General features: G+C 68.6%; 21 protein-coding genes, 1 tRNA gene and 1 other RNA gene. 12 read left to right on the top strand and 11 right to left on the bottom strand.

What is annotated here, in order from left to right; genetic code table 11:
• Positions 1–80: 80 nt before the first annotated feature.
• Positions 81–515: an RDD family protein gene (locus ACFC3F_RS01625; protein WP_376125741.1), complete on the bottom strand. Its 435-nt coding sequence runs from the start codon at positions 513–515 to the stop codon at positions 81–83.
• Positions 516–649: 134 nt separating this feature from the next.
• Here ACFC3F_RS01625 and glnA (ACFC3F_RS01620) point away from each other — a divergent pair, with 134 nt between their 5' ends.
• Complete coding sequence (glnA, locus tag ACFC3F_RS01620) at positions 650–2,074, top strand: type I glutamate--ammonia ligase (protein ID WP_376125738.1); 1,425 nt, start codon at positions 650–652, stop codon at positions 2,072–2,074.
• Positions 2,075–2,172: 98 nt separating this feature from the next.
• Positions 2,173–3,228 carry an alpha/beta hydrolase gene (locus tag ACFC3F_RS01615; RefSeq protein WP_376125735.1) on the top strand — a complete coding sequence of 352 codons (1,056 nt, stop codon included), beginning with the start codon at positions 2,173–2,175 and terminating at the stop codon, positions 3,226–3,228.
• Here the strand turns inward: ACFC3F_RS01615 and ACFC3F_RS01610 are convergent.
• The 3 genes from ACFC3F_RS01610 to ACFC3F_RS01600 are packed head-to-tail and all read right to left on the bottom strand — an operon-like array spanning position 3,219 to position 7,820.
• Positions 3,219–6,242 (bottom strand): bifunctional [glutamine synthetase] adenylyltransferase/[glutamine synthetase]-adenylyl-L-tyrosine phosphorylase, encoded by a 3,024-nt coding sequence (locus tag ACFC3F_RS01610; RefSeq protein ID WP_376125732.1) that lies wholly within the window; start codon positions 6,240–6,242, stop codon positions 3,219–3,221. The two genes, ACFC3F_RS01615 and ACFC3F_RS01610, sit on opposite strands and share 10 nt — an antisense overlap.
• A 10-nt stretch (positions 6,243–6,252) precedes the next feature.
• Entirely contained in the window at positions 6,253–7,590 is a 1,338-nt protein-coding gene (glnA, locus tag ACFC3F_RS01605) for a type I glutamate--ammonia ligase (protein WP_376126117.1), read from the bottom strand.
• 2 nt (positions 7,591–7,592) lie between these two features.
• On the bottom strand, positions 7,593–7,820 hold the full coding sequence (locus ACFC3F_RS01600; protein WP_376125729.1) for an SPOR domain-containing protein: 228 nt from the start codon (positions 7,818–7,820) through the stop codon (positions 7,593–7,595).
• Between the two features lie 110 nt (positions 7,821–7,930).
• On the opposite strand from ACFC3F_RS01600, the gene ppgK reads away from it, so the two are divergent.
• A complete protein-coding gene (ppgK, locus tag ACFC3F_RS01595) occupies positions 7,931–8,692 on the top strand; it encodes a polyphosphate--glucose phosphotransferase (RefSeq protein WP_376125726.1) in 762 nt (253 codons plus the stop codon).
• Positions 8,693–8,825: 133 nt separating this feature from the next.
• Here ppgK and rnpB read toward each other — a convergent pair.
• Positions 8,826–9,195: RNase P RNA component class A (gene rnpB / locus ACFC3F_RS01590), an RNA gene on the bottom strand.
• 144 nt (positions 9,196–9,339) lie between these two features.
• Here rnpB and ACFC3F_RS01585 point away from each other — a divergent pair.
• The 3 genes from ACFC3F_RS01585 to ACFC3F_RS01575 all read left to right on the top strand — a co-directional run bounded on the left by ACFC3F_RS01585 (position 9,340) and on the right by ACFC3F_RS01575 (position 12,599).
• Positions 9,340–10,014: an LPXTG cell wall anchor domain-containing protein gene (locus ACFC3F_RS01585; RefSeq protein WP_376125723.1), complete on the top strand. Its 675-nt coding sequence runs from the start codon at positions 9,340–9,342 to the stop codon at positions 10,012–10,014.
• Between the two features lie 142 nt (positions 10,015–10,156).
• A complete protein-coding gene (locus tag ACFC3F_RS01580; RefSeq protein ID WP_376125720.1) occupies positions 10,157–10,831 on the top strand; it encodes an LPXTG cell wall anchor domain-containing protein in 675 nt (224 codons plus the stop codon).
• A 73-nt stretch (positions 10,832–10,904) separates the two neighbouring features.
• Positions 10,905–12,599, top strand: a complete 1,695-nt coding sequence (locus tag ACFC3F_RS01575) for a DUF4012 domain-containing protein (protein WP_376125717.1) — start codon at positions 10,905–10,907, stop codon at positions 12,597–12,599.
• 7 nt (positions 12,600–12,606) lie between these two features.
• Here ACFC3F_RS01575 and ACFC3F_RS01570 read toward each other — a convergent pair whose 3' ends face one another.
• The 4 genes from ACFC3F_RS01570 to ACFC3F_RS01555 form a co-directional block, all read right to left on the bottom strand.
• The gene (locus ACFC3F_RS01570) at positions 12,607–14,319 is read right to left on the bottom strand and encodes a bifunctional 3'-5' exonuclease/DNA polymerase (protein WP_376125714.1); all 1,713 of its coding nucleotides are present in this window, start codon (positions 14,317–14,319) and stop codon (positions 12,607–12,609) included.
• 3 nt (positions 14,320–14,322) lie between these two features.
• A complete protein-coding gene (locus ACFC3F_RS01565; RefSeq protein ID WP_376125711.1) occupies positions 14,323–15,054 on the bottom strand; it encodes a zinc ribbon domain-containing protein in 732 nt (243 codons plus the stop codon).
• 37 nt (positions 15,055–15,091) lie between these two features.
• Positions 15,092–16,438 (bottom strand): magnesium transporter, encoded by a 1,347-nt coding sequence (mgtE, locus tag ACFC3F_RS01560; protein ID WP_376125709.1) that lies wholly within the window; start codon positions 16,436–16,438, stop codon positions 15,092–15,094.
• A gap of 36 nt (positions 16,439–16,474) precedes the next feature.
• Positions 16,475–16,547 (bottom strand) — tRNA-Val (locus ACFC3F_RS01555).
• A gap of 152 nt (positions 16,548–16,699) precedes the next feature.
• Between ACFC3F_RS01555 and aceE the strand changes: the two genes are divergently transcribed.
• The 6 genes from aceE (at position 16,700) to ACFC3F_RS01525 (ending at position 24,277) form a co-directional block, all read left to right on the top strand.
• The gene (gene aceE / locus ACFC3F_RS01550) at positions 16,700–19,429 is read left to right on the top strand and encodes a pyruvate dehydrogenase (acetyl-transferring), homodimeric type (RefSeq protein WP_376125706.1); all 2,730 of its coding nucleotides are present in this window, start codon (positions 16,700–16,702) and stop codon (positions 19,427–19,429) included.
• Positions 19,430–19,437: 8 nt separating this feature from the next.
• Positions 19,438–20,649 (top strand): PucR family transcriptional regulator, encoded by a 1,212-nt coding sequence (locus ACFC3F_RS01545; protein ID WP_376125703.1) that lies wholly within the window; start codon positions 19,438–19,440, stop codon positions 20,647–20,649.
• A 97-nt stretch (positions 20,650–20,746) separates the two neighbouring features.
• Entirely contained in the window at positions 20,747–21,661 is a 915-nt protein-coding gene (locus ACFC3F_RS01540) for an ACP S-malonyltransferase (protein ID WP_376125700.1), read from the top strand.
• Positions 21,658–22,659: a beta-ketoacyl-ACP synthase III gene (locus ACFC3F_RS01535; protein ID WP_376125698.1), complete on the top strand. Its 1,002-nt coding sequence runs from the start codon at positions 21,658–21,660 to the stop codon at positions 22,657–22,659. The genes ACFC3F_RS01540 and ACFC3F_RS01535 overlap by 4 nt, the downstream gene beginning before the upstream one ends.
• A 71-nt stretch (positions 22,660–22,730) precedes the next feature.
• Positions 22,731–22,979 (top strand): acyl carrier protein, encoded by a 249-nt coding sequence (locus tag ACFC3F_RS01530; protein ID WP_376125695.1) that lies wholly within the window; start codon positions 22,731–22,733, stop codon positions 22,977–22,979.
• A 59-nt stretch (positions 22,980–23,038) separates the two neighbouring features.
• Positions 23,039–24,277: a beta-ketoacyl-[acyl-carrier-protein] synthase family protein gene (locus ACFC3F_RS01525; protein WP_376125693.1), complete on the top strand. Its 1,239-nt coding sequence runs from the start codon at positions 23,039–23,041 to the stop codon at positions 24,275–24,277.
• Positions 24,278–24,407: 130 nt separating this feature from the next.
• Here the strand turns inward: ACFC3F_RS01525 and ACFC3F_RS01520 are convergent, their stop codons facing one another.
• Positions 24,408–24,911, bottom strand: coding sequence for a DUF3145 domain-containing protein (locus ACFC3F_RS01520; RefSeq protein WP_376125691.1), 504 nt, complete (start codon positions 24,909–24,911; stop codon positions 24,408–24,410).
• Positions 24,912–25,094: 183 nt separating this feature from the next.
• Entirely contained in the window at positions 25,095–25,868 is a 774-nt protein-coding gene (locus tag ACFC3F_RS01515; protein ID WP_376125688.1) for a hypothetical protein, read from the bottom strand.
• Positions 25,869–25,897 lie beyond the last annotated feature (29 nt).

The raw sequence follows: 25,897 nt of genomic DNA, 5'->3' as shown, positions 1-25,897 counted from the left end.
TGCCCGCTGCTTTGTCGAGCCGCGTCGGCGAGAGATCGAGTAGCCGCGAATGCGGCGTATCGAGATCCGTGCGGGGTGGGTCAGGCGCGGATGAGCACCGTGCCGGCTGCTTTGTCATGCAACCCGCGATTGTCGGCATCCCAGATCGCTGCCGGGATGACCAGCAGCAGCAGCAGCGTGCGCACGATGGGACGCCACAGTCCGGTCCACCCGCCCGTCGCGAGCTGAAGGCGCATGCCCAGCAGTCGGTGTCCGGGACTGCCGCCGATCGTGGGGATGAACAGCACCTGCACGGCGGCGAAGACGATCATGGGGGCGAACATCGTGAGTCCGGCTTCGGCGGGCAGTGCGAACTGGTCGTATCCGAAGAACGCGATGGCGATGATCGTCGCCGTGACGTAATCGATGAGAAGCGCGAGAACGCGGCGACCGAGCTTGGCGATACTGCCGGGCCCGGTGGCGGGAAGACCGAGCCTTTCGCCGGGGTAGGAAGTGGCAGGAAGTGCGTCGGGCATGCCCCCAGCCTACCGAGCACCGCGTAACATGCCGGAAACACCGGTGTCATGGCAGGGCAACTCCTGCGCGGTACCGTGCCAGACGTGCCCGGCCCGTTCGCGGTACGAAACGAAGCCCTAACTCTGGAGCGTCAATGTTCAAAGATCCATCCGAGGTCCTGACTTTCATCAAGGATGAGGACGTCAAGTTCCTCGACATCCGTTTCACGGATCTCCCGGGTGTGCAGCAGCACTTCAACATCCCCGCTTCGACGGTGGATGAGGAGTTCTTCACCGAGGGGCAGCTGTTCGACGGCTCGTCGATCCGCGGCTTCGCCAGCATCCATGAGTCGGACATGCAGCTGATCCCGGACGTCGGGACCGCGTACCTCGACCCGTTCCGCGAGGCGAAGACGCTCATCATGGTCTTCGACATCTACAACCCGCGCACGGGCGAGGTGTACGGCAAGGATCCGCGTCAGGTGGCCAAGAAGGCGGAGAAGTACCTCGCATCGACCGGTATCGCCGACACGGCATTCTTCGCACCTGAAGCGGAGTTCTACATCTTCGACGACGTGCGCTACGACGTGACGGCGAACCAGAGCTTCTACCACGTCGACTCCGAAGAGGGTGCGTGGAACACCGGCCGCGTCGAAGAGGGGGGCAACCTCGCGAACAAGACCCCCTACAAGGGCGGGTACTTCCCCGTGTCCCCCGTCGACAAGCAGGCGGATCTGCGCGACGACATCAGCCTGCGCCTCATCGACGCCGGTCTGCACCTGGAGCGCGCACACCACGAGGTCGGCACGGGTGGTCAGGCCGAGATCAACTACCGGTTCGACACGATGGTCAGCTCGGCGGATGACATCCTCAAGTTCAAGTACATCGTCAAGAACACGGCGCTCGAATGGGGCAAGGTCGCGACCTTCATGCCCAAGCCCCTGTTCGGTGACAACGGCTCGGGCATGCACACGCACCAGTCGCTGTGGCTCGAGGGCAAGCCGCTGTTCTACGACGAGAAGGGCTACGCAGGGCTCTCGGACACGGCTCGCTGGTACATCGGCGGCCTGCTCGCGCACGCACCCGCGGTGCTGGCGTTCACGAACCCGACGCTCAACTCGTACAAGCGACTCGTGAAGGGCTACGAAGCCCCCGTCAACCTCGTGTACTCCGCCGGCAACCGCTCCGCCGCGATCCGCATCCCGATCACGGGTGCGAACCCGAAGGCCAAGCGCGTGGAGTTCCGCGCGCCCGACGCGTCGAGCAACCCCTACCTCGCCTTCGCGGCACAGCTCATGGCCGGTCTCGACGGCATCCTGAACCGCATCGAGCCGCACGAGCCGGTCGACAAGGACCTCTACGAGCTCCCGCCCGAGGAGGCCGTCAACATCCCGCAGGTGCCGAACTCGCTGCTGGACTCGCTCGAGGCGCTGCGCGCCGACCACGAATTCCTGACGCGGGGCAACGTCTTCACGCCCGAGCTCATCGAGACGTGGATCGAATACAAGATCGAGAACGAGATCCGCCCGATCAGCGCGCGGCCGCACCCGTTCGAGTTCGAACTGTACTTCGGCGTCTGAACGTCATCGAACCCGCCTTTCCCGCCTGACACGGCCGGGGAAGGCGGGTTCGTGCGTTCGGCTCTGCCAGACTGACCGGAGCCTACTCCGGAGGAACAATGACAGACGTCGCCGCTGCCCCGACGCGTCCACGCAGGCGGGGCCGACGCATCGTCCTCATCACGCTCTCGGTCATCGTCGGGATCGCTGTCGTCGTCGGCGTCGTCGGCTCCATCACACCGTGGCCCTCGGCCATGCTGATCCGCGCCGTGTTCGAGCGCGGCGGGACAGCGACCGCGGCAGAGATGGAGCGGCACCAGCCCGTCGGCCCCGTCGACGAGACACTCGACATCCACTACGGCGAGCCGGGCGATGAGACGACGACACTCGACGTCTTCACGGTCGCGGCTGAAGGCGAGGCCCTTCCCACGATCGTCTGGATCCACGGTGGCGCATGGATCTCGGGATCCTCCGCGAACGTCGACCCCTACCTGCGCATCCTCGCCGACGAGGGCTACACGGCCGTCGCCCTGAACTACGGGCTCGGCCCGGAGGCGACCTACCCCACGGCCGTGAGGCAGCTCAATGACGCGCTCGCCTACCTCGACGAGCACGCGGCCGAGCTGCGGATCGATCCCGACCGCATCATTCTGGCCGGTGACTCCGCCGGCGCCCAGCTCGCGAGCCAGCTCACGACGCTCACGACGAACGACCGCTATGCCCAGCTGCTGGGCATCGAGCCCTCGCTCGACGCGTCGCAGCTGATCGGGGTCATCCTGAACTGCGGCGTCTATGACATGCCGGCGATGGCCGAGCTCGACGGCTTGATCGCGTGGGGCCTGCAGGTCTCCCTATGGGCCTACACGGGCACGAAGAGCTGGTCGGCGACCTACGAAGGCGCCACGATGTCGACGATCGATTTCGTCACCGAGGACCTTCCGCCGACGTACATCAGCGGAGGCAACGGCGACGGCCTCACGTGGCTGCAGTCGATCCCGATGTCGACGGCACTGCAGGATGCCGGTGTCGAGGTCACCGAGCTGTTCTGGCCCGCCGATCACACTCCGGCGCTCCCCCACGAATACCAGTTCCATCTCGACATGCCCGAGGCACAGCAGGCGCTGGATGACACGATCGCGTGGCTCGCCGAGCTCACGGCGTCGGATCAGCCGTAGAAGAGCTTCTCGAAGACACGGCGCGCGCGGCGCGTGACGCCCAGGTAGTCCTCTTCGACCTCGGTCGCCGCGCGGGGCGGGTAGCCGAGCAGACGGCCGATCCCGTCGAGCTTCTTGCGGTCGGTCGGGAGCAGATCGCTCGTCTGTCCTGACAGCAGCGTGTTCGCCGAGCGCAGGCGGCTCGCCAGTCGCCAGGCCGCCGTGAGTCGTTCTGCGGCGACCGCGCTCACGAGACCGGCCTCTCGCGCCGCAGAGAGCGCCCCGAGCGTCGACGTCGTCTGCATGCCGGGAACGGCATGCGCGTGCTCGAGCTGCAACAGCTGGACGAGCCACTCGACATCGCTGAGCGAGCCGGGGCCGAGCTTGAGATGCCGCGCGGGGTCGGCTCCCTGAGGCAGCCGCTCGCTTTCGACGCGCGCCTTGATCCGCTTGATCTCGCGCATACCCTGCGGATCCGCGGATGCCGGATACCGGACGTCGTCGGCCAGCGTCATGAAGTCCGCCAGCAGGTCGGGACTGCCTGCCACACCGCGCGCGCGCAGGAGGGCCTGAGCCTCCCACGACAGCGACCAGCGCCGGTAGTACTCGGCGTACGAGTCGAGGGAGCGCGCGACGGGCCCCTTGCGCCCCTCCGGTCGCAGGCCCGCGTCGAGATCGAGGGGCATGCGGTGATCCTCGGAGTGCTGACGCAGCGCCGTGACGATCCGCACGGCCAGGGACTGGGCGCGTTGCGGGTCGACGCCGTTGGCCCGGTAGACGTACATGATGTCGGCGTCGGAGCCGAAGCCGAGCTCACCCCCGCCGAAGCGTCCCATCCCGATGACGGCGAACTCGAACGCGTCGTCCTCGTCGGACACGACCTCGCGACGGACGGCGCGCAAGGTCGCCTGGATCGTCACGTCGGTGATGTTCGTGAGCGCCGCGGCGACGTCGGCGACGTCGGAATCGGCTCGGAGAGCGCCCATCGCGGTGCGCAGCAGCTCTCGGCGGCGGAGCGCCCGGACGGCGCGCATCGCGGCAGCGATCGTGCCGTGTCGCGTCTGGATCGCTCGCGCCTCCTCGAAGAGCACCGCTGCCGAACGCGGGCGCAGCAGAGCGGCGTCGTCGAGCCACGCGGCGGACTCCGGTATCCACTCCATGAGGTCGGCCACGTAGCGCGATCCCGAGAGCACGTGTGTGAGATGCTCTGCCGCCCCCGATGAGTCGCGCAGCATCCGCAGGAACCAGTGCGTGGACCCGAGTCTTTCGCTCAGGCGCCGGAAAGCGAGCAGGCCGTAATCGGGGTCGACGCCGTCTGCGAACCACCGGATCATGACGGGCATGAGGTGACGCTGGATCGTCGCCTTGCGGCTGAGCCCGCTCGTGAGCGCCGTGATGTGGCGGAGGGCACTCGCGGGGTCGGCGAAGCCGATCGCGGCAAGACGGTCGTGTGCTTGGGAGATCGAGAGTGCGCGCCCTTCTTCGGGCAGCATCCGCTCGTCTGCCGGCAGTGCGGCGACGGCCGAGAGCAGCGGCCGGTAGAACAGCCGAACGTGGATGTCGCGCACTTCGCGCTTGATGGCCTCCCAGCGCTTCCACAGCGCGTCACCGCTCGCGGCCAGGCGTGACGATCGTGCCAGGATGCGCAGATCGTCGGGGTCATCGGGCATGAGGTGCGTGCGGCTCAGCTGACGCAGCTGCACGCGGTGCTCGAGCAGGCGCAGCTCGCGATAGTCGCGAGAGAACGCGGCGGCCTCGGCCCGGCCGATGTAGCCCTCCGTGACGAGGGCCTCGAGCGCCTCGAGCGTGCCGCGTTGACGGATGCGGTCATCGGCAAGCCCGTGCACGAGCTGCAGCAGCTGCACCGTGAACTCGATATCGCGGATGCCGCCGGGCCCGAGCTTGAGCTGAAAAGGCACTTCGGCGGGCGGGATGTGCTCGGTCACGCGTTCGCGCATGCGCTGCACGCTGTCGACGAAGTTCTCGCGCGCAGCGCTCGTCCACACCTTCGGCAGCACGGCGTCGACGTAGGCCTGGCCCAGCGTCGCGTCGCCCGCGAGTGGGCGTGCCTTCAGAAGGGCCTGGAACTCCCAGCTCTTGGCCCAGCGGTCGTAGTACGACAGGTGGGACTCGAGCGTGCGCACGAGTGCCCCCTGCTTGCCCTCGGGGCGCAGATTGGCGTCGACCTCCCACAGGGGCGGCTCCATCTCGAAGCCCGAGATGCCGCGCATCGTCTGCACGGCCAGCCGCGTCGCGATGTCGACGACGCGGCTCTCCCCCGCCTCGGCGAGCGTGTCGTCGTCGGCACCGCCGACGAAGATGACATCGACGTCGCTCACGTAGTTCAGCTCACGCGCACCGGCCTTGCCCATGCCGATGATCGCGAGCGCTGTCGCGGCGACCTGCTCGCGCGGAAAGAGCCCGGCACCGGCGATCCCCGTCGAGATCCGGGTGCGGGCAACGGACAGTGATGCTTCGAGCGCTGCACCCGCGGCATCCGCCAGCGTCGCCGCGACCGCCGGAACCGCATCGACGGGGCTCTCGTCGAGCAGATCGAATGCGGCGATCCGGGCGAGCTGCCGGCGGTAGCGCACGCGCAGCGCGACCCACGACGCCTCGTCGCCGTCGGCTGCGAAGCCGTCGACGTCGCCCACGGAATCGAGCAGATCGGCACGCAGCTCGTCCGCCGTCGGCAGGGCGGATGCGCCCCCGGCCAGGTGGAGGATCTCTTCGGGATGCCGGAAGAAGAAGTCCCCGAAGCCCGTGGACGCCCCGACGACCGCCCACAGGGCACGCCAGCCGGGTTCGTCGACGATGAGCGCGCGCACCGAGTCGGGATCTCGGCGCCCGATGCTCGCGATCGCCGCGAGCGCGGCGTCCGGATCGGCCGCGGCGGACGCCGCCGAGGTGAGCGCGTCGCGCGTGAGACCCGTCTCGGCCTGCAGCTCGCGCAGCAGCGCATCCGTCTCGGCGAGCCGAGCGAACCCCTGCCGGGCGAGAGCGGTCAGAGACGATGTGCGTGCGCTCGCGGACATGCGTGACCGGTCAGAGCATCTCGAGGTTGTTCTTGAGCTCGAACGGCGTCACCTGGGCGCGATACTCCTGCCATTCCCTGCGCTTGTTGAGAAGCACGTAAGTGAACACCTGCTCGCCGAGCGTCTCGGCGACGAGCTCGGACTCCTCCATGTAGCTGAGGGCATGGTCGAGACTCTGCGGCAGCGGCGCGAATCCGAGCGCGCGTCGCTCGGCGTCCGTCAGGGACCACACGTTGTCTTCGGCCTCGGGCGGAAGGTCGTAGCCCTCTTCGATGCCCTTGAGTCCGGCGGCCAGCAGCAGCGCGTACGCGAGGTACGGGTTCGCCGCCGAATCGAGCGCGCGATACTCCACGCGCGAGGACTGACCCTTGTTCGGCTTGTACATCGGCACCCGCACGAGTGCGGACCGGTTGTTGTGACCCCAGCAGATGAAGCTCGGCGCTTCGTCACCGCCCCACAGCCGCTTGTACGAGTTGACGAACTGGTTGGTCACGGCGGAGATCTCGTTGGCGTGACGCAGCAGGCCCGCGATGAACTGTCGGCCGACCTGGGAGAGCTGGTACTGCGCTCCCTCTTCGTAGAAGGCGTTCTGGTCTCCCTCGAACAGCGACATGTGCGTGTGCATGCCGCTGCCGGGCTTGCCGCCGAGGGGCTTCGGCATGAACGTCGCGTAGACGCCCTGCTCGATCGCGACCTCTTTCACGACGGTGCGGAAAGTCATGATGTTGTCGGCGGTCGCGAGGGCATCGGCATAGCGCAGATCGATCTCGTTCTGGCCGGGGCCGCCCTCGTGGTGACTGAACTCCACCGAGATGCCGAGGTCTTCGAGCATGCGCACGGAGCGGCGACGGAAATCGTGCGCCGTGCCGCCGGGGACGTTGTCGAAGTAGCCCGCCGAGTCGACGGGAACCGGTCCCTCCGGCCCGAAGGACGAGGACTTCAGCAGGTAGAACTCGATCTCGGGGTGCGTGTAGAAGGTGAAGCCCGCATCGGCGGCCTTCGCGAGCGCACGCTTGAGAACGTGCCGAGGATCCGCGACGGCGGGCTGGCCGTCGGGGGTCGTGATGTCGCAGAACATCCGCCCCGTCGGATCGATCTCGCCGCGCCAGGGCAACGTCTGGAACGTCGAGGGGTCGGGGTGTGCCAGCAGATCCGACTCGTACGAACGGGTGAGACCCTCGATGGCCGACCCGTCGAACCCCAGACCCTCTGTGAAGGCTCCCTCGACCTCGGCGGGTGCGATGGCGACCGACTTGAGGGTTCCGATCACATCGGTGAACCACAGCCGGACGAACTTGACGCCGCGCTCCTCGATCGTCCGCAGGACGAAGTCGCGCTGCTTGTCCAATGTCACTTGCCGGTGTCCTCGGAGGACTCGCTCTGCCCCGAACCCCAGCCGTCCTCGCGGGCTTCGTCCTCGGACCACGCGCGCGAACGCTCACGCAGGACCTCAGGTGCCCGTGCGGCCTCTTCGGCCGTGTCGAAAGGACCTGCCCGGTCGATCGCGGGAGACTCGAAGCCCTTCTCCACGTCACCCGTCGTGAGGTTGTACCAGTACTTCTCGTTCTCGCTGGACACCGTGGCTCCTCCCATGGGGCGGCCGCGCCCGGATTCCCGGGCGTGTGTGGACGGATCCGCCATGGTCGATCCTACTGATGCGGCGGATGCTGCTGGATAGGCTGGCAGGCATGGCAGAACTCGCGACACGGGCCGTCGGCGTGGACATCGGCGGCACCGGGATCAAGGCCGGCGTCGTCGATCTCGATCGTGGAGCGCTCGCGAGCGAGCGCATCAAGGTCTCGACGCCTGCGGGAGCCGAGCCCGATGATGTGCTGGCCGCCGTTCGTGAGGTGCTCGACCGGCTCGGGATCGGAGACGAGGACACCGCGCTCGGCGTGGCCTTCCCCGCGGTCGTCAAGCACGGGCGCACCCTGTCTGCCGCCAACGTGTCCGATGCCTGGATCGGGTTCGAGGCGGAGAAGTTCTTCGAGGACGGACTCGGTCGCGAGATCCACTTCGCGAACGACGCCGACGTCGCCGGGGTCGCAGAGCTGCGCTACGGCGCGGCGAAGGGGCAAGCCGGACTCACGATCCTCACGACGCTCGGAACAGGTATCGGCACCGCCATGCTCTACAACGGCGTGCTCGTGCCCAATACCGAGCTCGGGCATGTCCAGCGTGCGAAGCACGGCAAGGATGCCGAGGCGTATGCCGCCTATTCGGCGATGGAGCGCGACGACCTCAGCTGGAAGGAATGGGCGAGCCGGCTGCAGTGGTATTACGGCCACATCGAGTCCCTCTTCAGCCCGGACCTGTTGATCGTGGGCGGAGGCGTGTCGAAGCACGCCGACAGCTTTCTGCCGTTGCTGGATCTCGACACGCCGATCGTGCCGGCCGTGCACCGCAACAACGCCGGAATCATCGGCGCGGCTGCGCTCGCGCTGGGCTGACGACCCTTCGACAAGCTCAGGGACCGGTTGCGCGCTCAGGGACCGGTGCAAGCTCAGGGACCGGTGCGCGCTCAGGGACCGGTGCGCGCTCAGGGACCGGTGCGTGCTCAGGGACCGGTGGGCAGTTCAGGTGCGAATGGGCCGGCCTGTACGCCGGGTTCTGTCCGGGGGCCGAAGCCCCGTGGACGGTCATCTCTCTCGGCGACACGTTGCCGTGCCGCTCCAGCGGTCTACCCGGGGACTCGGCGGGCCGCGTCATCATCCCCTGTATGACCTTGCTCCGGGCGAGGTTTGCCGTGCGATTCGCGTCACCGCGAACCCGGTGGTCTCTTACTCCACCCTTTCACCCTTACCCCGGCTCGCGCCGGGGCGGTCTGCTCTCTGTGGCACTGTCTCGCGGATCACTCCGGGTGGGTGTTATCCACCGCCCTGCCCTGTGGAGCCCGGACGTTCCTCGGCGCGACACGGCGAACCGTGCGCGACGCGACCGTCCAGCCGACCCATTCGCAGGAATGATTCTACCTTCCTCGTGAAAATGCCGATTCACCGGCTCCGAATCCGATAGCCTGTGGGTCACCACGGAAGCGAACTGGGATCGCCCCGTGGTCGTCAGCCTTTGGGGAGGCATAACAGGCATGCGAAAAATCATGACTACTGCGACGGTCGCAGCAGCACTCATTCTGGTCGGACCTCTCGCGGCTTTCGCCGATGAACCCGAGAGCAACGCGCCGGTCACGATCACTGTCGACATCGATGCGGGCTACACGCCGGGTGTGCCGACGGAGCCCTCGCTCGCGGGAACCGTCGTCACCGGTGAATGCGTGCAGGGTGTGCCGTGGATCGGCTACGACGTCGTCCGGCACGACCCTGAGGGTGTGGCCACGACGACCGCGGCGGAACTCGAGATCACCAACGGCGTCGAACGGGTCACCCTGGATCTCGGTGAGTTCGTCGACGACCGTGTGAGCGGTCGCGTGCTCTGGCCCGGAACCACCGTCGACGCGTCGGGTGCCGTCACAGGCTGGACCGGAATGGTTCAGAATGCCGACGGCGCATGGGTCGCGACCGATGGCAACTACGCCTGGACCCGCGATGACATCCGCTCGGTGATCCGTGCCGATGCAGAACTCGCCGTGCTGCTGTCGTACCCGCTGTCGACTCCGGAGTGCCTGAGCCTGCCGCTCACCGACGGCGACGGATCCCCCGCGCAGCTTCCCCTGACGGGGCTCGACGCGGCGGTCATGCCGATCGCGATCGTCGGTGGGATCGCGCTCCTGGCCGGCGTGGGGTTCTTGGTGATGCAGCGCCGCCGTCGCGTCTGAGACGTCTTCGCACACCGCGCCGCGACGGACCAGCTCGTACGGCGAAGTCACAGCCACAATCGCGCCGAACAGGAGTAGCCTGTGGTGCACCGCGCGCGGAGGGGAAACGCGTTGCGGTCGCGAAGCCTTTGGGGAGGCGACCATGCGAACGATCATGGCTGCAGCGACGATCGCAGCGGCACTCATCATCACCGGACCACTCACTGCGGCCGCCCAGGACTCCGAAGCGAGTCCAGCGCCGGTCGCAGACGCCGACGGATACACGCCGGATGAACCCACGGCGCCGACGCTTGCAGGTTCCACCGCGGTGGGCGAATGCGAGGCGGACGTGCCGTGGATCAACTTCTCGATCGCGCTCACGGATCCGGACGATCTCGCAACGGACAAGACCGCCACGATGGTTCTGGCCGGGGGCGGGAACACCGTCGAGATTCCACTCGGAGAGCTGGTCGACGACAGGCTCGCCGGGAGAGTCCTGTGGCCTGGGGCATCCGTCGGTTCGGATGGCACGGCGACCGGATGGCCCGGTTGGGAGCAGCTGCCCGGCGGCGAGTGGCGGGAAACCGACGCGAACTTCGGCTGGACACGTGGCCCGATCACGGCGTACATCGAGGTCAATCCGCAACTGGCGGTGCCTTTGTCCTACCCCGATGCGTCACCGAACTGCGTGCTCGGCCCGCGACCTGCCGTCTTCTCTGCGGGGCTGCCGGCGACGGGAGTCGGCGCCGCGGTGATCCCCCTCGGGATCGGTGGGGCGCTCGTCGCGATCGCCGGGCTCGGCCTGCTGGCGATCCACCGGCGCCGCGCGCGTGCCTGAGCGTTCCGGACGGTCGTCGCGCACGCGGACGCCGTCTCGTTCGCGACGCTGGATCGTCGGAGCATGCGTCGCCGTGTCGGTGCTTCTCGTCGGGGCAGTCGTGTGGGTCGGCGTCCGCGCAGTCCTGGTCAAGGACGAGCTCGAATCGATGATGGAGCTCATGGGTCCGGTTGGCGAAGCCGCGGACGCACGTGATGTCGATCGCCTGGAGCAGCTCGTCGGCCGTGTTCACACCCACTCCGCCCACGCGCAGTCTCTGACGGGCGATCCGGTGTGGCGACTGGCAGAGGCCGTGCCGATGCTCGGCCCGAACATGACGGCGGTCCGTCTCGTTTCGCACAGCCTCGCCGAGATGTCGCGCACAGGGCAGCCGCTGCTCGAATTGGCGTCGGCGACCGCCTCGGATTCGACCGTCTCCTCCGTCAAGCTGCTCGCGCAGGCGCGGGAACCGCTGCGTGACGCGGCCGACGCCTTCACCAGGGCCGATGGCGACCTGCGTGCGGTGCCGGGCGACGACCTGATCGACCAGGTCACGGAAGGCGTCACGGCGATCCGGAGCTTCACCCGAGCCGCCGTGCCGCTCGTCACGACGCTGGCCCAGAGCGCTGACGTGCTGCCCCGCGCCCTCGGTGCCGATCAGCCGCGCACCATCCTCGTCATGCTGCAGAACAGTGCGGAGCTGCGGACCGCCGGAGGTGTCGCCGGGTCGTTCGTCCTCCTGCGATCGGACGGCGGCGAGATCACCGTTGTGGATCAAGCGGACTCGTCCTCCTTCGAGGGCAGGTCGAAGCCGGTCATCGAGGCGTCGGATCCGTCGGGCGAGCTCTACGGCGATGTCTTCGAGCGCTACGTCCAGAACATCTCGATGACGCCGGACTTCGCCCTGACCGGGGAGCTCGCGAGCGCGTGGTGGGAGGAGTACTCGGGCGAGGCTCCCGACCTCGTGCTGTCGTTGGACGTACCCGCGGTCGCGGCCCTCCTCACGTCCGATCCACTCGTCCTCGCCGATGGATCGGAGCTTGCCAGCGAAGACCTCGTGCAGAAGATGCTCGTCGACAGCTACTTCGAGCTCGACCGTGACGCGCAGACGGAGTTCCACAGGGTCGTCGTGGGCGCGGCGATCTCGCGTGCGCTCACGCAGGGCGCGGATCCGATCTCGTGGGCCGAGCGACTCATGTCGCCGCTTCGCGACGGACGGATCTCGCTGTGGAGCCCGGATCCCGGTGAGCAGGCTGTGATCGCCGGCACGGAGTTCGGGGGGCCGTCTTCGCGGTTGGCTTCAGCCGGCGACGCCGCGTACGCCGTCTGGCTCAACGATGCGACGACGGGAAAGATGAGCAGCAACCTCGACGTCGATATCCAGGCGGGCGAGGTCATGTGTCGCAGCGACGGTCGTGCAGAGACTTCGATCGCCGTCACGCTCACCAACACGGCGCCGCCGACAGCCGCGGACTGGCCGTGGTGGGTCACGGGCGGCGGCATCGAAGGCGTACCACCCGGTCATATCGCGACCGACGTCACGGCGGCGGCACCACGAACGGCGTTCTTCGGAGGTGTGACCGTCGATGGCGAGATCGTGCCCTCGGTCGAGGCCGAGGATGACACCTACGCGGCGAGCAGAGCGAGGATCACCGTGGCGCCCGGCGAATCGAGCGCTGTGGAATTCCGATTCATCGCGGAGGATGCGCACGCCTCATCGCCGACGGTGCTGCACACGCCGCTCATGCGAGAGCTCGTCGTGAGCGACTACACCCCCACCTGCCGCTGACCCGGCCCTACTCCTGCGCCGAGTCGGCGACGCGCAGATCCAACGGGAAATCCAGCGGGAAGTCGCCGAAGAGGTGCCGGGTCGCCGCAGCCGCGGCATCCGTGACGGCCACGGAGACGTCGTCCACCATCGCCGCGGGCGCGTGCACGATGACCTCATCGTGCAGAAAGAAGGCGAGGTGCGGTGTGCGCGCGAACACGGCGCCGGACCGCGGAGCCGGAGCGTGCGTCGCCGAGGGCATCGCCGCGAGGCGCCGGCGGATCTCGGCCAGCCAGGCCAGCGCCCACTCGGCGGCCGTCCCCTGGACGATGAAGTTGCGCGTGAAGCGCCCGCGGTCGCGCGCCGCTCGGCGAGCGTGCGACTGCTGACCGGCGGACGCGCCGTCATCGCTCGCGCGCGCTTGCGCATCGGCCCACTCGGCCGACGGGCGCGGTGACGTGCGGCCGAGCCACGTCGACACGACGCCGCCCTGCTCGCCCGTCGCGGCTGCCGCGTCGACGAGCCCCATCGCTCGCGGGTATGCGCGACGCAGTCGCGGCACGAGACGGCCCGAGTCCCCCGTCGTCGCGCCGTACATCGCGCCGAGGACCGCGAGCTTCGCCTCGGCGCGGGTCGGCACGGCGCCGCCGTCGACGATGCCCTCGTACAGGTCGCGACCGTTCGCCGCAGCCGCCAGGGCGGTGTCGCGCGACATCGCGGCGAGCACGCGGGGCTCGAGCTGCGCGACGTCGGCCACGATGAGCTTCCAGCCCGGATCGGCGCGCACAGCGGCGCGCAGCTGCCGCGGCAGCTGCAACGCTCCCCCGCCCGATGACGCCCACCGGCCCGTCACGACGCCCCCGGGCACATAGACCGGCCGGAAGCGGCCGTCAGCGACCCACTCGTCCAGCCACGCCCAGCCGTTGGCCGACAGCAGCCGGGTGAGCTTCTTGTACTCCAGCAGCGGCTCGATGACGGGATGCGTGTGCTCGGCCAGCTCCCAGCGGCTCGTCGACGTGACGAGCACACCCGCGCGGTGGAGGGCCCGCAGCAGCTTGGGATGCGAGTCGAGGTTCGCGTGCGGATCGCCGAGACCCTCACGCACGCGCTGCGCCGCCTGCACGACGAGGGCGGGCGATCCGCCGCTCGCGGGGCGCGGGCCGAGCACTCCCGTCAGGATGCGATCGTGCTCGGCGGCGTCCCACGGAACTCCCGCGGCACGCAGCTCGACCGCGATGAGCGCCCCGGCCGATTCCGCGGCGGTCAGCAGGCGCAGGCGCGCGGGGTCGGTAGAGGTCGCCATCGCGGCGCGCTGACGCAGCAGCTCGTCGCGCGCCGCGTCGAGCCGGTCGGGCAGGGCGGATGCCGCCGTGTCGACGACGTCGAAGAGCGCCGGTGTGTCATCGACCGGCACCGGGGCGGCATCCCATGGCGACGGTGCCCGCGAAGCGGCATCCGTCACCAGTTCGCTGTCCCGCAGGATCGCGCGGCACAGGCGCAGGTCGTGACAGCGCTCGACGCGCACGCCGCTCCCGAGAAGCGGTGCGTACCAGGCAGGCGTGTCGCTCCACACCCAGCGCGGATGGCCCAGACGCTCCTGCGCGGCGACCCACGTGCCCAACTCGGACCGGGCCAGGGTGAGCCGTTCGAGCTCTGTTCCCCCGGCGTCGAGCGTGACGATGCCGACGTCGTCGCCCGCGCGGCCGACGACGATCCAGGCGGGGGCGTCAGCGCCCGTCACTGCTCACAGGCCGGATTCCTCCGTGCGCACGAGGATGCAGCCGCACTCGGGGCAGGTGAGAACGGCGTCATCGGGCGCGGTGCGCAGGGTCTGCAGATCCGTGCCGGAGAGCACCATGCGGCATCCTTCGCACGTGCGCGCGTGCACGAGCGCCGCACCGATCCCGCGAGAGGCCAGCCGTTCGTAGTGGGCGAGGAGGTCTGCCGGAACATCGCCGGCGACCGCGGCGCGATCGCGCGTCGCGGCATCGAACGCGGCCGTCGCCTCGGCGACGACTCGCTTGGCCTCGGCACTCAGCTCGGCGCCCTCGGCGTTGGTCGCATCGATGAGGCCCTCTTGTTCCGCGACGGCGGCGTCGGCCTGCTCGAGACGTTCCATCGCTTCGAGTTCGGCGTCCTCGAGCTCGCTCTTGCGGCGTGCGAGCGCCTGCAGCTCGCTCTCGAAACCCTGCGCCTCTTTCACGTTCGAGGTTGCCCCGAGCCGTTCGGAGTCGCGTGCGGCCCGCGCGTCGACGATGGCGACATCGGACTCCAGCCGCGAGATCTCGGTGCGCACGTCGTCGCGGACGCCGAGGCGGGTCGTGAGCTCTTGAGACAGTTCCTGCCGACGGGCGATCAGCTCCTTCACGCGCGCCGCCTGCGGCGGATTGCGGCGCAGGTTCTCGGACTGGCGGATGCGGACGTCGAGGTCGGCGAGATCCAAGAGGCGACGCTGGTCTGCGGGGCTGGCATTCACCCCTCAAACCTACCCCGCCCGATCGGCGCCTCGCGGGTCAGAGCTGCAGGACCCAGGTCGCCACCAGGAAGTAGATGATGAGGCTCGTCGCATCGCAGAACGTCGAGATGAACGGTGTGCTGAAGACGGCAGGGTCGGCCCGCAGCGTGCGCGCGAGCATCGGCATGATGCCGCCGACCGTCGCCGCGAGCGTGCAGATCGCGAACAGCGTTGCACCGATCACGAGGCCCAGGGCCGCGCCGAAGACGAGACCCGCGATTGCGAAGCCCAGCACGCCGAGCATGCCGCCCAACAGCGCGCCGACACGCACTTCGCGCCAGGCGACGGCGAGCACGTCCCGCGTGGACACTTCGCCGACGGCCAGAGCGCGCGTCACCGTGGTCGCCGCCTGCGCGCCCGTGTTGCCGGCCGTGCCGGTGAGGAGCGGAATGAACAGGGCGAGCGTCACGACCTGCTCGAGCGTCGCTTCGAAGACGTCGATCACGCCGACTGTCAGCAGGGCCGACACCGCCAGGGCGAGAAGCCAGACGACGCGCGAGCGCACGATGCCGAGCACGGGTGTCGTGAGGTACGGGCGGCCGAGCGGTTCGGATGCACCCTGGCGGGCGGCATCCTCGTCTTCTGCCCGCTCGAGGATGCGCGCGGCGTCATCGACGGTGAGGATGCCGAGCAGCCGGTCCTCGCCGTCGACGACGGGTGCTGCGAGCAGTTGCGCGTCGACGAGCGAGCGCGCGGCGATTTCAGCATCGTCGCTCGCGTGCACGTGACGGGCATCGGTCATGAGGTCCGAGATGAGCGTGTCGGACGGGCCCATCACGAGATCGCGCAGGCCCACGACACCGAGCACGCGCCGCTCGGCGTCGGTGACGGGCAGGGTGTAGACCGTCTCGGCATCGCGCCCCCGGTGTCGGACGTGGCTCAGGGCGTCGCCGACCGTGAGCTGGGGCTGCAGGCGCACGTACTCCGTGCTCATGAAGCGACCGATGCTGCCGCCCGGGTAGCCGAGCATGGGCGCGGTGAGCTCGCGCTCCCGCGCCGACAGCCCGCTCATGAGCTTCTGCGCGACGCCCGCGGGGAGCTCGTCGATGAGCTGGGCCCGATCATCGGGATCGAGTTCTTCGAAGACGCGCGTGACGTCCTCATCGCGGAGTCCCCGGAACAGCTCCGCACGGATGCCGTTGTCGAGCAGCTCGAAGACTTCGAGGGCCTTCGCCCGGGGCAGCAGTCGATAGAGCACGGCGCGGTCGGCGGCGTCTTCGCGTTCGAGCAGGCGCGCGATCTCGTGCGCATCCTGCTCGGCGAGGAGCCCGCCCAGGCCCGCGAGGTCACGATCGCGCAGCACCGGTTCGATCCTCGAACGCAGCTCTTCGAACTCGTCATCCATTGCCGCATCATCGCAGAACCGCCGCGGGAATGTCGGTGGGCCCTGCCGGGATCGAACCGACGACATCCACGGTGTAAACGTGGCGCTCTACCAGCTGAGCTAAAGGCCCTTGCTCGTCGATTCTAGGGTGCACGCATCCCCGGCTCCGCGCACCCCAACCGCGCTAGGCTGAGAGACGGTGATTGTGCACGAGCGACAACGTCGTGCGTCCATCAGTAGCGAATACCTGGCATGACCCGCCAGAACGACGAAAGGTCTCGCGTGACTGTCAACGACCAGGACCCCTACTCCCAGGAGCCGCAGGACAGCGACCCCGAGGAAACCTCGGAGTGGCAGGAGTCCCTTCAGCAGCTCGTGCAGGCCAAGGGGCACGGACGTGGTCGCGAGATCATGCTCAGCCTGCTGCACACCTCGCGTGAACTGCAGCTCAACGTGCCGCAGGTCCCCACGACGGACTACATCAACACGATCGCTCCGGACAACGAGCCCGAGTTCCCCGGCGACGAAGAGCTCGAGCGGCGCTACCGTCGGTGGATCCGGTGGAACGCCGCCGTCACGGTGCATCGCGCGCAGCGCCCCGGCATCGGGGTCGGTGGCCACATCTCGACCTACGCGTCGTCGGCGTCGCTGTACGAAGTCGGATTCAACCACTTCTTCCGCGGACTGGATCACCCGAGCGGCGGAGACCAGATCTTCATCCAGGGCCACGCCTCCCCCGGCATCTACGCGCGTTCGTTCCTCGAAGGACGCCTCACCGAAGCGCAGCTCGACGGGTTCCGCCAGGAGAAGTCGCGGGCGCCGCACGGCATCCCCTCCTACCCGCACCCGCGGCTCATGGGCGACTACTGGCAGTTCCCCACCGTCTCGATGGGCCTCGGTCCTATCAACGCCATCTATCAGGCGATGACCAACAAGTACCTCACGAACCGCGGCATCAAAGACGTGTCGGATTCGCACGTCTGGGCGTTCCTCGGCGACGGCGAGATGGACGAGGTCGAAAGCCGCGGTCAGCTGCAGGTCGCCGCGAACGAGGGGCTCGACAACCTCACGTTCGTCGTGAACTGCAACCTGCAGCGCCTCGACGGTCCGGTGCGCGGAAACGGCAAGATCATCCAGGAGCTCGAGAGCTTCTTCCGCGGTGCCGGCTGGAACGTCATCAAGGTCGTCTGGGGCAGCGGATGGGACGAACTGCTCTCGCAGGACGCCGACGGTGCCCTCGTCCGTCTCATGAACACGACGCCCGACGGCGACTACCAGACCTACCGCGCCGAAGACGGTGCGTTCATCCGCGACCACTTCTTCGGGCGCGACGAGCGCACGGCCGCTCTCGTGAAGGACTGGTCCGACGAGGACATCTGGGGCAAGCTGCGCCGCGGCGGGCTCGACTACCGCAAGGTGTACGCCGCCTACAAGTCCGCGACCGAGCACAAGGGGCAGCCGACCGTCATCCTCGCCAAGACCATCAAGGGCTACGGTCTCGGCCACCACTTCGAGGGTCGGAACGCGACCCACCAGATGAAGAAGATGACGCTCGAGGACCTCAAGCAGTTCCGCGACTCGATGCGCATCCCGATCTCGGACGAGCAGCTCGAAGAGAACCCGTACCTGCCGCCCTACTACAACCCCGGCGAGCAGGACGAGACGATCCAATACCTGCGCGAGCGTCGTCGCGAACTCGGCGGATTCCTGCCGGAGCGCCGCACGCACCACGTGGGCCTCCAGCTGCCGGGAGACGAGGCGTACGCGCTGCCGAAGAAGGGCTCGGGCACGCAGGAGATCGCCACGACGATGGCGTTCGTGCGTCTGCTGAAGGACCTGCTGCGCTCGAAGGACTTCGGACACCGCATCGTGCCGATCGTCCCCGATGAAGCCCGCACGTTCGGCATGGACGCGTACTTCCCCACCGCCAAGATCTACAACCCGCACGGCCAGAACTACACCTCGGTCGACCGCGAGCTGCTCCTGGCCTACAAGGAGAGCCCGCAGGGGCAGATCATGCACGTCGGCATCAACGAGGCCGGTGCGGTCGCCGCGTTCACCGCGACGGGCACCTCGTACTCGACGCACGGCGAGCCGCTCATCCCCGTCTACGTCTTCTATTCGATGTTCGGCTTCCAGCGCACCGGTGACGCGCAGTGGGCGGCCGGCGACCAGATGGCGCGCGGCTTCATCATCGGCGCGACGGCCGGGCGCACGACCCTGACGGGTGAAGGCCTGCAGCACGCGGACGGGCACTCGCACCTGCTCGCCTCGACCAACCCCGCGACGGTGTCGTACGACCCCGCCTACGGCTACGAGATCGCGCACATCGTGCGCGACGGACTCGAGCGCATGTACGGCGGTGCGCACCCCGATCCCAACGTCATGTACTACCTCACGGTGTACAACGAGCCGCTCGTGCAGCCCGCCGAGCCCGAAGGCGTCGATGTCGAAGGCATCCGCCGCGGCATCCACCGCATCTCGTCGTCCGAGGGCGACGGGCCCCGCGCGCAGCTGCTGGCGTCGGGTGTCGGCGTGCCGTGGGCGCTCGAGGCGCAGGAACTGCTGCGCGAGGACTGGGGCGTCCAGGCCGACGTCTGGTCGGTCACGTCGTGGACCGAGCTGCGTCGAGACGGCCTCGCCGTCGACGAGCACAACTTCCTGCATCCCGCCGACGAGCCGAAGACGGCGTACATCACCGACAAGCTGCGCGGCACGCCCGGCCCCGTCGTCGCTGTGAGCGACTTCATGAACGCCGTGCAGGACCAGATCCGGCCCTGGGTCGAGCACAACTACTGGACGCTCGGCGCCGACGGATTCGGCTTCTCGGACACGCGTGCGGCGGCGCGTCGCTACTTCAAGATCGACGGGCCCTCGATGGTCGTCCGCACCCTGCAGGCCCTCGCGGCCGAAGGCACGGTCGACGCGTCGCTCGCGGCGCAGGCGATCGAGAAGTACCGTCTGCACGACGTCAACGCGGGCACGAGCGGAAACGCGGGCGGCGAGAGCTGACCCGCGCGATGGCCGCCTCCGAAGAAGGAGACAAGACCGAGACGCTCGCCTGGCTGCGGCGCATCTCGGGCGATCTCGCGACCGCGACGATCCAGCGCCTCGATGACACCCTGCCCTGGTACGCCGACATGCCGCCCGCGCGGCGGTCTGCCGTCGGACTCGTCGCGCAAGCCGGGATCACGGCGTTCATCCAGTGGTACGAGGACCCGACGTCGACGCCGTGGATCGCGGCGGACATCTTCGCCGCCGCGCCGCGTGAGCTGCTGCGCAGCGTCAGCCTGCAGCAGACGCTGCAGCTCATCCGCGTCACGGTCGGTGTCACCGAGGAGCGCGTCGCGGGCAAGGGCGAGCATCTGCGCGAGGCGATCCTGCTCTACTCGCGCGATGTCGCCTTCGCCGCCGCCGACGTGTACGCGCGAGCCGCCGAGGCGCGCGGGCTGTGGGATGCGCGGCTCGAGGCGCTCGTCGTCGACTCGATCCTCACGGGCGAGGCCGATGAGGAACTGCCCAGTCGGATCGCGGCTCTGGGTTGGCACGGTCACGGCGAGGTCGCCGTGCTCGTGGGCACGACTCCCCCGCAGCTCGATGTCGATCAGCTGCGCCGCGTCGCGCGCAAACTCGGCATCGACGTGCTGATCGGCGTGCAGGGCTCGCGCCTCGTGCTGGTCGTGGGAAGAGCGGATGCCGCGGGCCGTGAGGACGTCCCCATGGATCTGCCGTTCGTCGAGATCGCGAAACGCCTGGAGCCCGGATTCGGTCCCGGACACCTCGTGCTCGGGCCGACCGTGCCGGCGCTCGTCGACGCGAGCCAGAGCGCCCGCGCAGCGCTTGCGGGATTCGCCGTCGCGCGCGCCTGGCGGCATGCGCCCCGGCCCGTGGAGGCCGACGATCTGCTGCCCGAGCGCGCCCTCGCGGGCGACCCGCTGGCCAAGATCACCCTCGTCGAGCGCATCTACCGTCCCCTGCAGGCACACAGCCCCGATCTCGTCGCGACCCTGTGGAGCTATCTCGACAACGGTCGCTCGCTCGAAGCGACCGCCCGCGAGCTGTTCGTGCACCCCAACACGGTGCGGTACCGGCTCAAACGCGTCTCCGAAGTGATCGGCTGGGACGCGACGGGCCCGCGCGAGGCCCTCATCCTCCAGACCTCGCTCATTCTCGGTTCGATCGGCTCGGATTCGGTGCGCCGACGCCCCGCAGCCCGACGCACGGCCTCATGACCGGCGTCGACGATCTGTACGACGCACACAAACCATCGCGGGATTCTTGTGCGAGACTCGCCAGATCCGCCTCAACGATGATTGGCAGGATGAGTAAGTGATCATTGCGGTCTTCCCCGGTCAAGGCTCTCAGTCCCCCGGTTTCCTGGCTCCATGGCTCGAGCTCGACGGCGTCGCCGCCCGTCTGGCCGCGTATTCCGAATGGGCCGAGGTCGACCTCATCGCCGCCGGGACGGAGTGGGACGCCGATCGCATCCGTGACACGCGCGTCGCGCAGCCGCTCATCGTCGCGGCGAGCCTGCTGTCCTGGTCCGCGCTCGGCGCGACGGACGGCATCCACGGCTTCGCGGGGCACTCCGTCGGTGAATTCGCGGCCGCCGCCGCCGCCGGCATCCTCTCGGAAGAAGACGCCCTGCGCCTCGTCGGCATCAGAGGCCGCGCCATGGCTGAGGCCGCCGCGCTCGAGCAGACCGGGATGAGCGCCGTGATCGGAGGCGACCAGGCGACCGTCGTCGCCCGCCTCGACGAACTCGACCTGACCCCCGCCAACTACAACGGCGGCGGCCAGATCGTGGCGGCCGGTGCGCTCGACGCTCTCGCCGCCCTCGCTGCCGAGCCGCCCGCCGGCACGCGCGTCATTCCACTTCAGGTCGCCGGCGCATTCCACACCCGCTACATGGCACCGGCCGTCGAGGCGTTGCGCTCTGCGATCGAGGGCGTCGACGCGACGGATCCCGCCCGCACCGTGTGGACCAACCACGACGGATCCGCGGTCGCGGCGGGATCGGACTTCACTCGCCTGCTCGTCGACCAGGTCGCCTCTCCCGTGCGCTGGGACCTCTGCATGCAGGCCTTCGGCGACGCGGGCGCTGCCGGCATCATCGAACTCGCTCCCGCCGGCACCCTCGTCGGGCTCGCCAAGCGCGCACTGCGCGGTACGCCGACGGTAGCGCTCAAGACCCCCGGTGACCTCGACGCCGCCGTCGCCCTGCTCTCAGGAGGCAACGCATGACCCGCACGATCGTCCAGCAGACCGGACCGGCCCACACGCGCATCTACGCGTACGGCGCCGCACGCGGTGAGATCTCCGTGCCGAACGAGGACCTCATCGGCCCGATCGATTCGAGCGACGAATGGATCCGCCAGCGCACGGGCATCGTGACACGCACGCGCGCCGTCAAGGAGACGACTGCCATCGAGATGGCGACGGATGCCGCGCGTGAGGCGGTCGAGCGCTCGGGCATCGACCCGGCCCAGATCGACGCCGTGCTCGTCGCGACGATCTCGAACCCCCGGCAGACGCCGTCCGTGTCGGCGATCGTCGCCGATCGCATCGGAGCCAACCCCGCGGCGGCCTACGACCTGAACGCCGCGTGCGCGGGCTTCGCCTACGGCGTCGGGCAGGGCGATGCGCTGATCCGCGGCGGCCTCGCGAACTACGCCGTCGTCGTCGGCGTCGAGAAGCTGAGCGACGTCGTCGACCCGACGGACCGGAGCATCTCGTTCCTCCTGGGCGACGGCGCCGGCGCCGTCGTGATCGGACCCAGCGACACGCCCGGCATCGGTCCCACGGTGTGGGGATCGGATGGCTCGAAAGCGGATGCCGTCACCATGAACGCCACGCTGACGCAGTTCCGCGACGGCGAAGTGCCGTGGCCCACGCTCCGTCAAGAGGGGCCGACCGTGTTCCGGTGGGCGGTGTGGGAGATGGTCAAGGTCGCCCGCCAAGCACTCGAGGCCGCCGGGATCGAGGCATCCGATCTCGCCGCTTTCGTTCCCCACCAAGCCAACATGCGCATCATCGACGAGTTCGCCAAGCAGCTGAAGCTGCCCGAGAGCGTCGTCGTCGGTCGCGACATCGAGACGACCGGAAACACGTCGGCCGCGTCCATTCCTCTCGCGACGCATCGTCTGCTCGAGGAGCATCCCGAACTCAGCGGCGGACTCGCTCTGCAGATCGGCTTCGGCGCCGGCCTCGTGTTCGGCGCGCAGGTCGTCGTGCTTCCGTGACGCGAGCGGCCCCCGCTCTAAACTGAATCCGGGCCGGCCGGTCCGCGAATCCCGAAACAACAGGAGAAACCATGGCACTCACCAACGACGAGGTCCTCGCCGGGCTCGCTGAGCTCATCACGGACGAGACGGGAATCTCGGCCGATGAGGTCGCCCTCGAGAAGTCGTTCACCGATGACCTCGACATCGACTCGATCTCCATGATGACGATCGTCGTCAACGCGGAAGAGAGGTTCGGCGTCACGATCCCCGACGACGAGGTCAAGAACCTCAAGACCGTCGGCGACGCCGTCACCTTCATTACGTCGAACCAGGCGTAGCACGATCACCGGTGGGGGCCTCGGCCCCCACCGGATCAATTTGCGAGGAACATCCCTCTATGACCATGTCACGCATCGTCGTCACCGGCATCGGAGCGTCGTCGCCCCTCGGCGGCACGGCACCCGAAAGCTGGTCCGCCTTGCTCTCCGGCGTCTCGGGAGCCCGCTCCCTCGAGCACGAGTGGGTCGAGCAGTACCAGCTGCCGGTCACCTTCGCGGCCGAGGCGCTCGTGCGCCCCGACACAGTCCTCGAGCGTCCGATTGCCAAGCGGCTCGACCCGTCGTCGCAGTTCGCGCTCGTCGCCGCACTCGAGGCGTGGGCTGACGCCGGCAGTCCCGAAGTCGACCCGGAGCGTCTCGGTGTCGACTTCGCGACGGGCATCGGCGGCGTCTGGACGCTGCTGGACGCTTGGGACACGCTTCGTGAGAAGGGACCGCGCCGGGTCATGCCGATGACGGTGCCGATGCTCATGCCCAACGCGGCCGCGGGGAACCTCTCGCTCCACTTCGGTGCACGCGCCTACGCGCGCACGGTGGCCAGCGCGTGCGCGTCGAGCACGGAATCGATCGTCAACGCCGTCGAGCATCTGCGCGCAGGGCTGGCCGACGTCGTGATCGCCGGCGGCACCGAGTCCGCCATCCACCCGATCACGATCGCCTCGTTCGCGTCGATGCAGGCCCTCTCGCGGCGCAACGACTCGCCCGGCACGGCATCCCGGCCCGGCAGCATCGACCGTGACGGGTTCGTCATGGGCGAAGGCGCCGGCGTGCTCATCCTCGAGACCGAAGAGCATGCCAAGGCTCGTGGCGCCAAGATCTACGGCGCCGTCGTCGGGGGCGGCGTGACAGCAGACTCGTACCACATCACGGCGAACGACCCCGAGGGCGCGGGTGCGGCACGCGCCGTGCGGATGGCACTGGAGATGGCGGATGCCGCCCCCGACGATGTGACGCACGTCAACGCGCACGCGACGTCGACCCCCGTGGGCGACCCGAACGAGTACCAGGCGCTGCGCAGCGTCTTCGGCGACCGTGTCGATGAGATCCCGGTCTCGGCGACGAAGGCCTCGACGGGTCACCTGCTCGGCGGAACGGGAGCTCTCGAGGCGATCTTCACGGTGCTGGCGCTGCGCGACCGCACCGCTCCCCCCACGATCAACCTGACCGAACAGGATCCCGAGGTGCCGTTCCGGCTGTCCGGGACGCCGACGCCCCTGGGCGACGGCGACCAGCTGGCGATCAGCAACTCCTTCGGCTTCGGCGGTCACAACGCGGTCGTCGCCTTCGCTTCGGCCTGAGCGCGCGAGAACGCCCCCGCGATCGATGGATCACGGGGGCGTTTCTCATATCGGGCGGCGGTGATTCGCCTTCTCAGCACCGGGTCACGTCACCGGCTTCCGGTAGTCGCGCCTCGCCGCCGCCCACATCTCACCCCACCTTGTGCAGCCACACGACCGGTGCGTCGTCGCTGGCGTGCCGGAAGGGTTCCAGTTCGTCGTCCCACGCCGAGCCCAGCGCGATCTGAAGTTCTCGCTGCAGCTCCTGCGCGTCGCCGATGGCGAGCTCCATCGCGTACCGGATGCGATCCTCGCCGATCACGACGTTGCCGGCGGAGTCGGTCTGCGCGTAATGGATGCCGAGGCCGGGGGTGTGCATCCACCGGCCTCCGTCGCTGCGCGGAGTGGGGTCTTCGGTCACCTCGAAACGCAGGTGCTCCCACCCGCGGATCGCGGTCGCCAGCGCAGCCCCCGTGCCGGCCGTGCCGTCCCAGTAGAACTCGGCCCGACGACTGCCCTCGAGAACGGGCTGGTCGCTCCATTCGAAGTTGACGGCGCGCCCGAGGGCGCGACCGACTGCCCACTCGAGGTGGGGGCACAACGCTCGTGGCGCAGAGTGGATGAGAACCACTCCACGCGCCTGCGGTGTCGCCATGATGTTCTCCGTTTCGTCAGGTGCGTCTTCCCCTACGACCTGACTCGGTTCATCGTGGCTTGTTCTGTTGTGCTGTGGTCATTATCACCCGAACGCGGCATGAATGACAACCGTGTCATTCCGGCGTGTCATGAGCGATGCCCCCGACCAGAAGGCGGTCGGGGGCATTGCAGAGACGAGAACTCAGGCCTCGCTCATGACATTGCGCATGGCTTGGCCCTTCGCGGCGTAGTAGGCCGCGCGCGCGGCATCCTTTCGCGCCTGCTCGGCGTAGCCGGCCTCGAGCACGTCCTGCGGGACCTCGACGTTGTCGACGCGGTTCACGCCGTTGTACTTCTCGATGTAGGCGTCGAGTTCGGGCCCCGAGGTCCACGAGGTGATGAGGCAGTATCGCGGCTCGTCGCCGTTGTGCGTGGCCGCGTGCCACAGGCGCTGCGTGTCCACGATCAGCTGCGCGCCGGCCGGCAGCGCGATGCGCACCTCGCCCTCGGGGTCGGTGCGGTTCTCACGCAGGACGAAGTAGCTGGTCGCGTCGTCGGTCAGGTTGAAGAACCCGCGGACGACCCAGCCCGTGCCGTCGGGGTTGAGACGGTTGTTGTCGTCCTGGTGCAGGTTGTAGAGGCACTCCCCGTACGGGGTCGGCTGCAGTTCGATGACGCGGCAGCGACCGACGTTGGCACCGGGCTCCTGCGCGCGACGGGCGAGGTTGGGCGCCTTGGCCACCTGCGAGTCGATCCAGACGCCGTCCTTGTCGGTGCGCGGCGGCTTGTGGTTCCAGAAGCCGTTGCATTCGATCTCTCCGAACGCGCTCGCGAGCGGCGCGAAGCGCGTGTCGCCCGAGGACTTCCAATCGTTGTACTCGATGTCGAGCCATTCCTTGGGGTCGAGCTCTTGGTTGTAGCTGTCGAGGACGACATAGCCGGTCTCTTCGAGAGCGGCGGAGGTGATGTAACCCATGAGGTGGATCAGCCTTTCGTAGGGGGCCA

Origin of the sequence: Microbacterium sp. NPDC055910, from assembly GCF_042271185.1 — a bacterium.
GTDB lineage: Bacteria > Actinomycetota > Actinomycetes > Actinomycetales > Microbacteriaceae > Microbacterium.
This window is presented reverse-complemented; position numbering and strand designations above follow the sequence as displayed.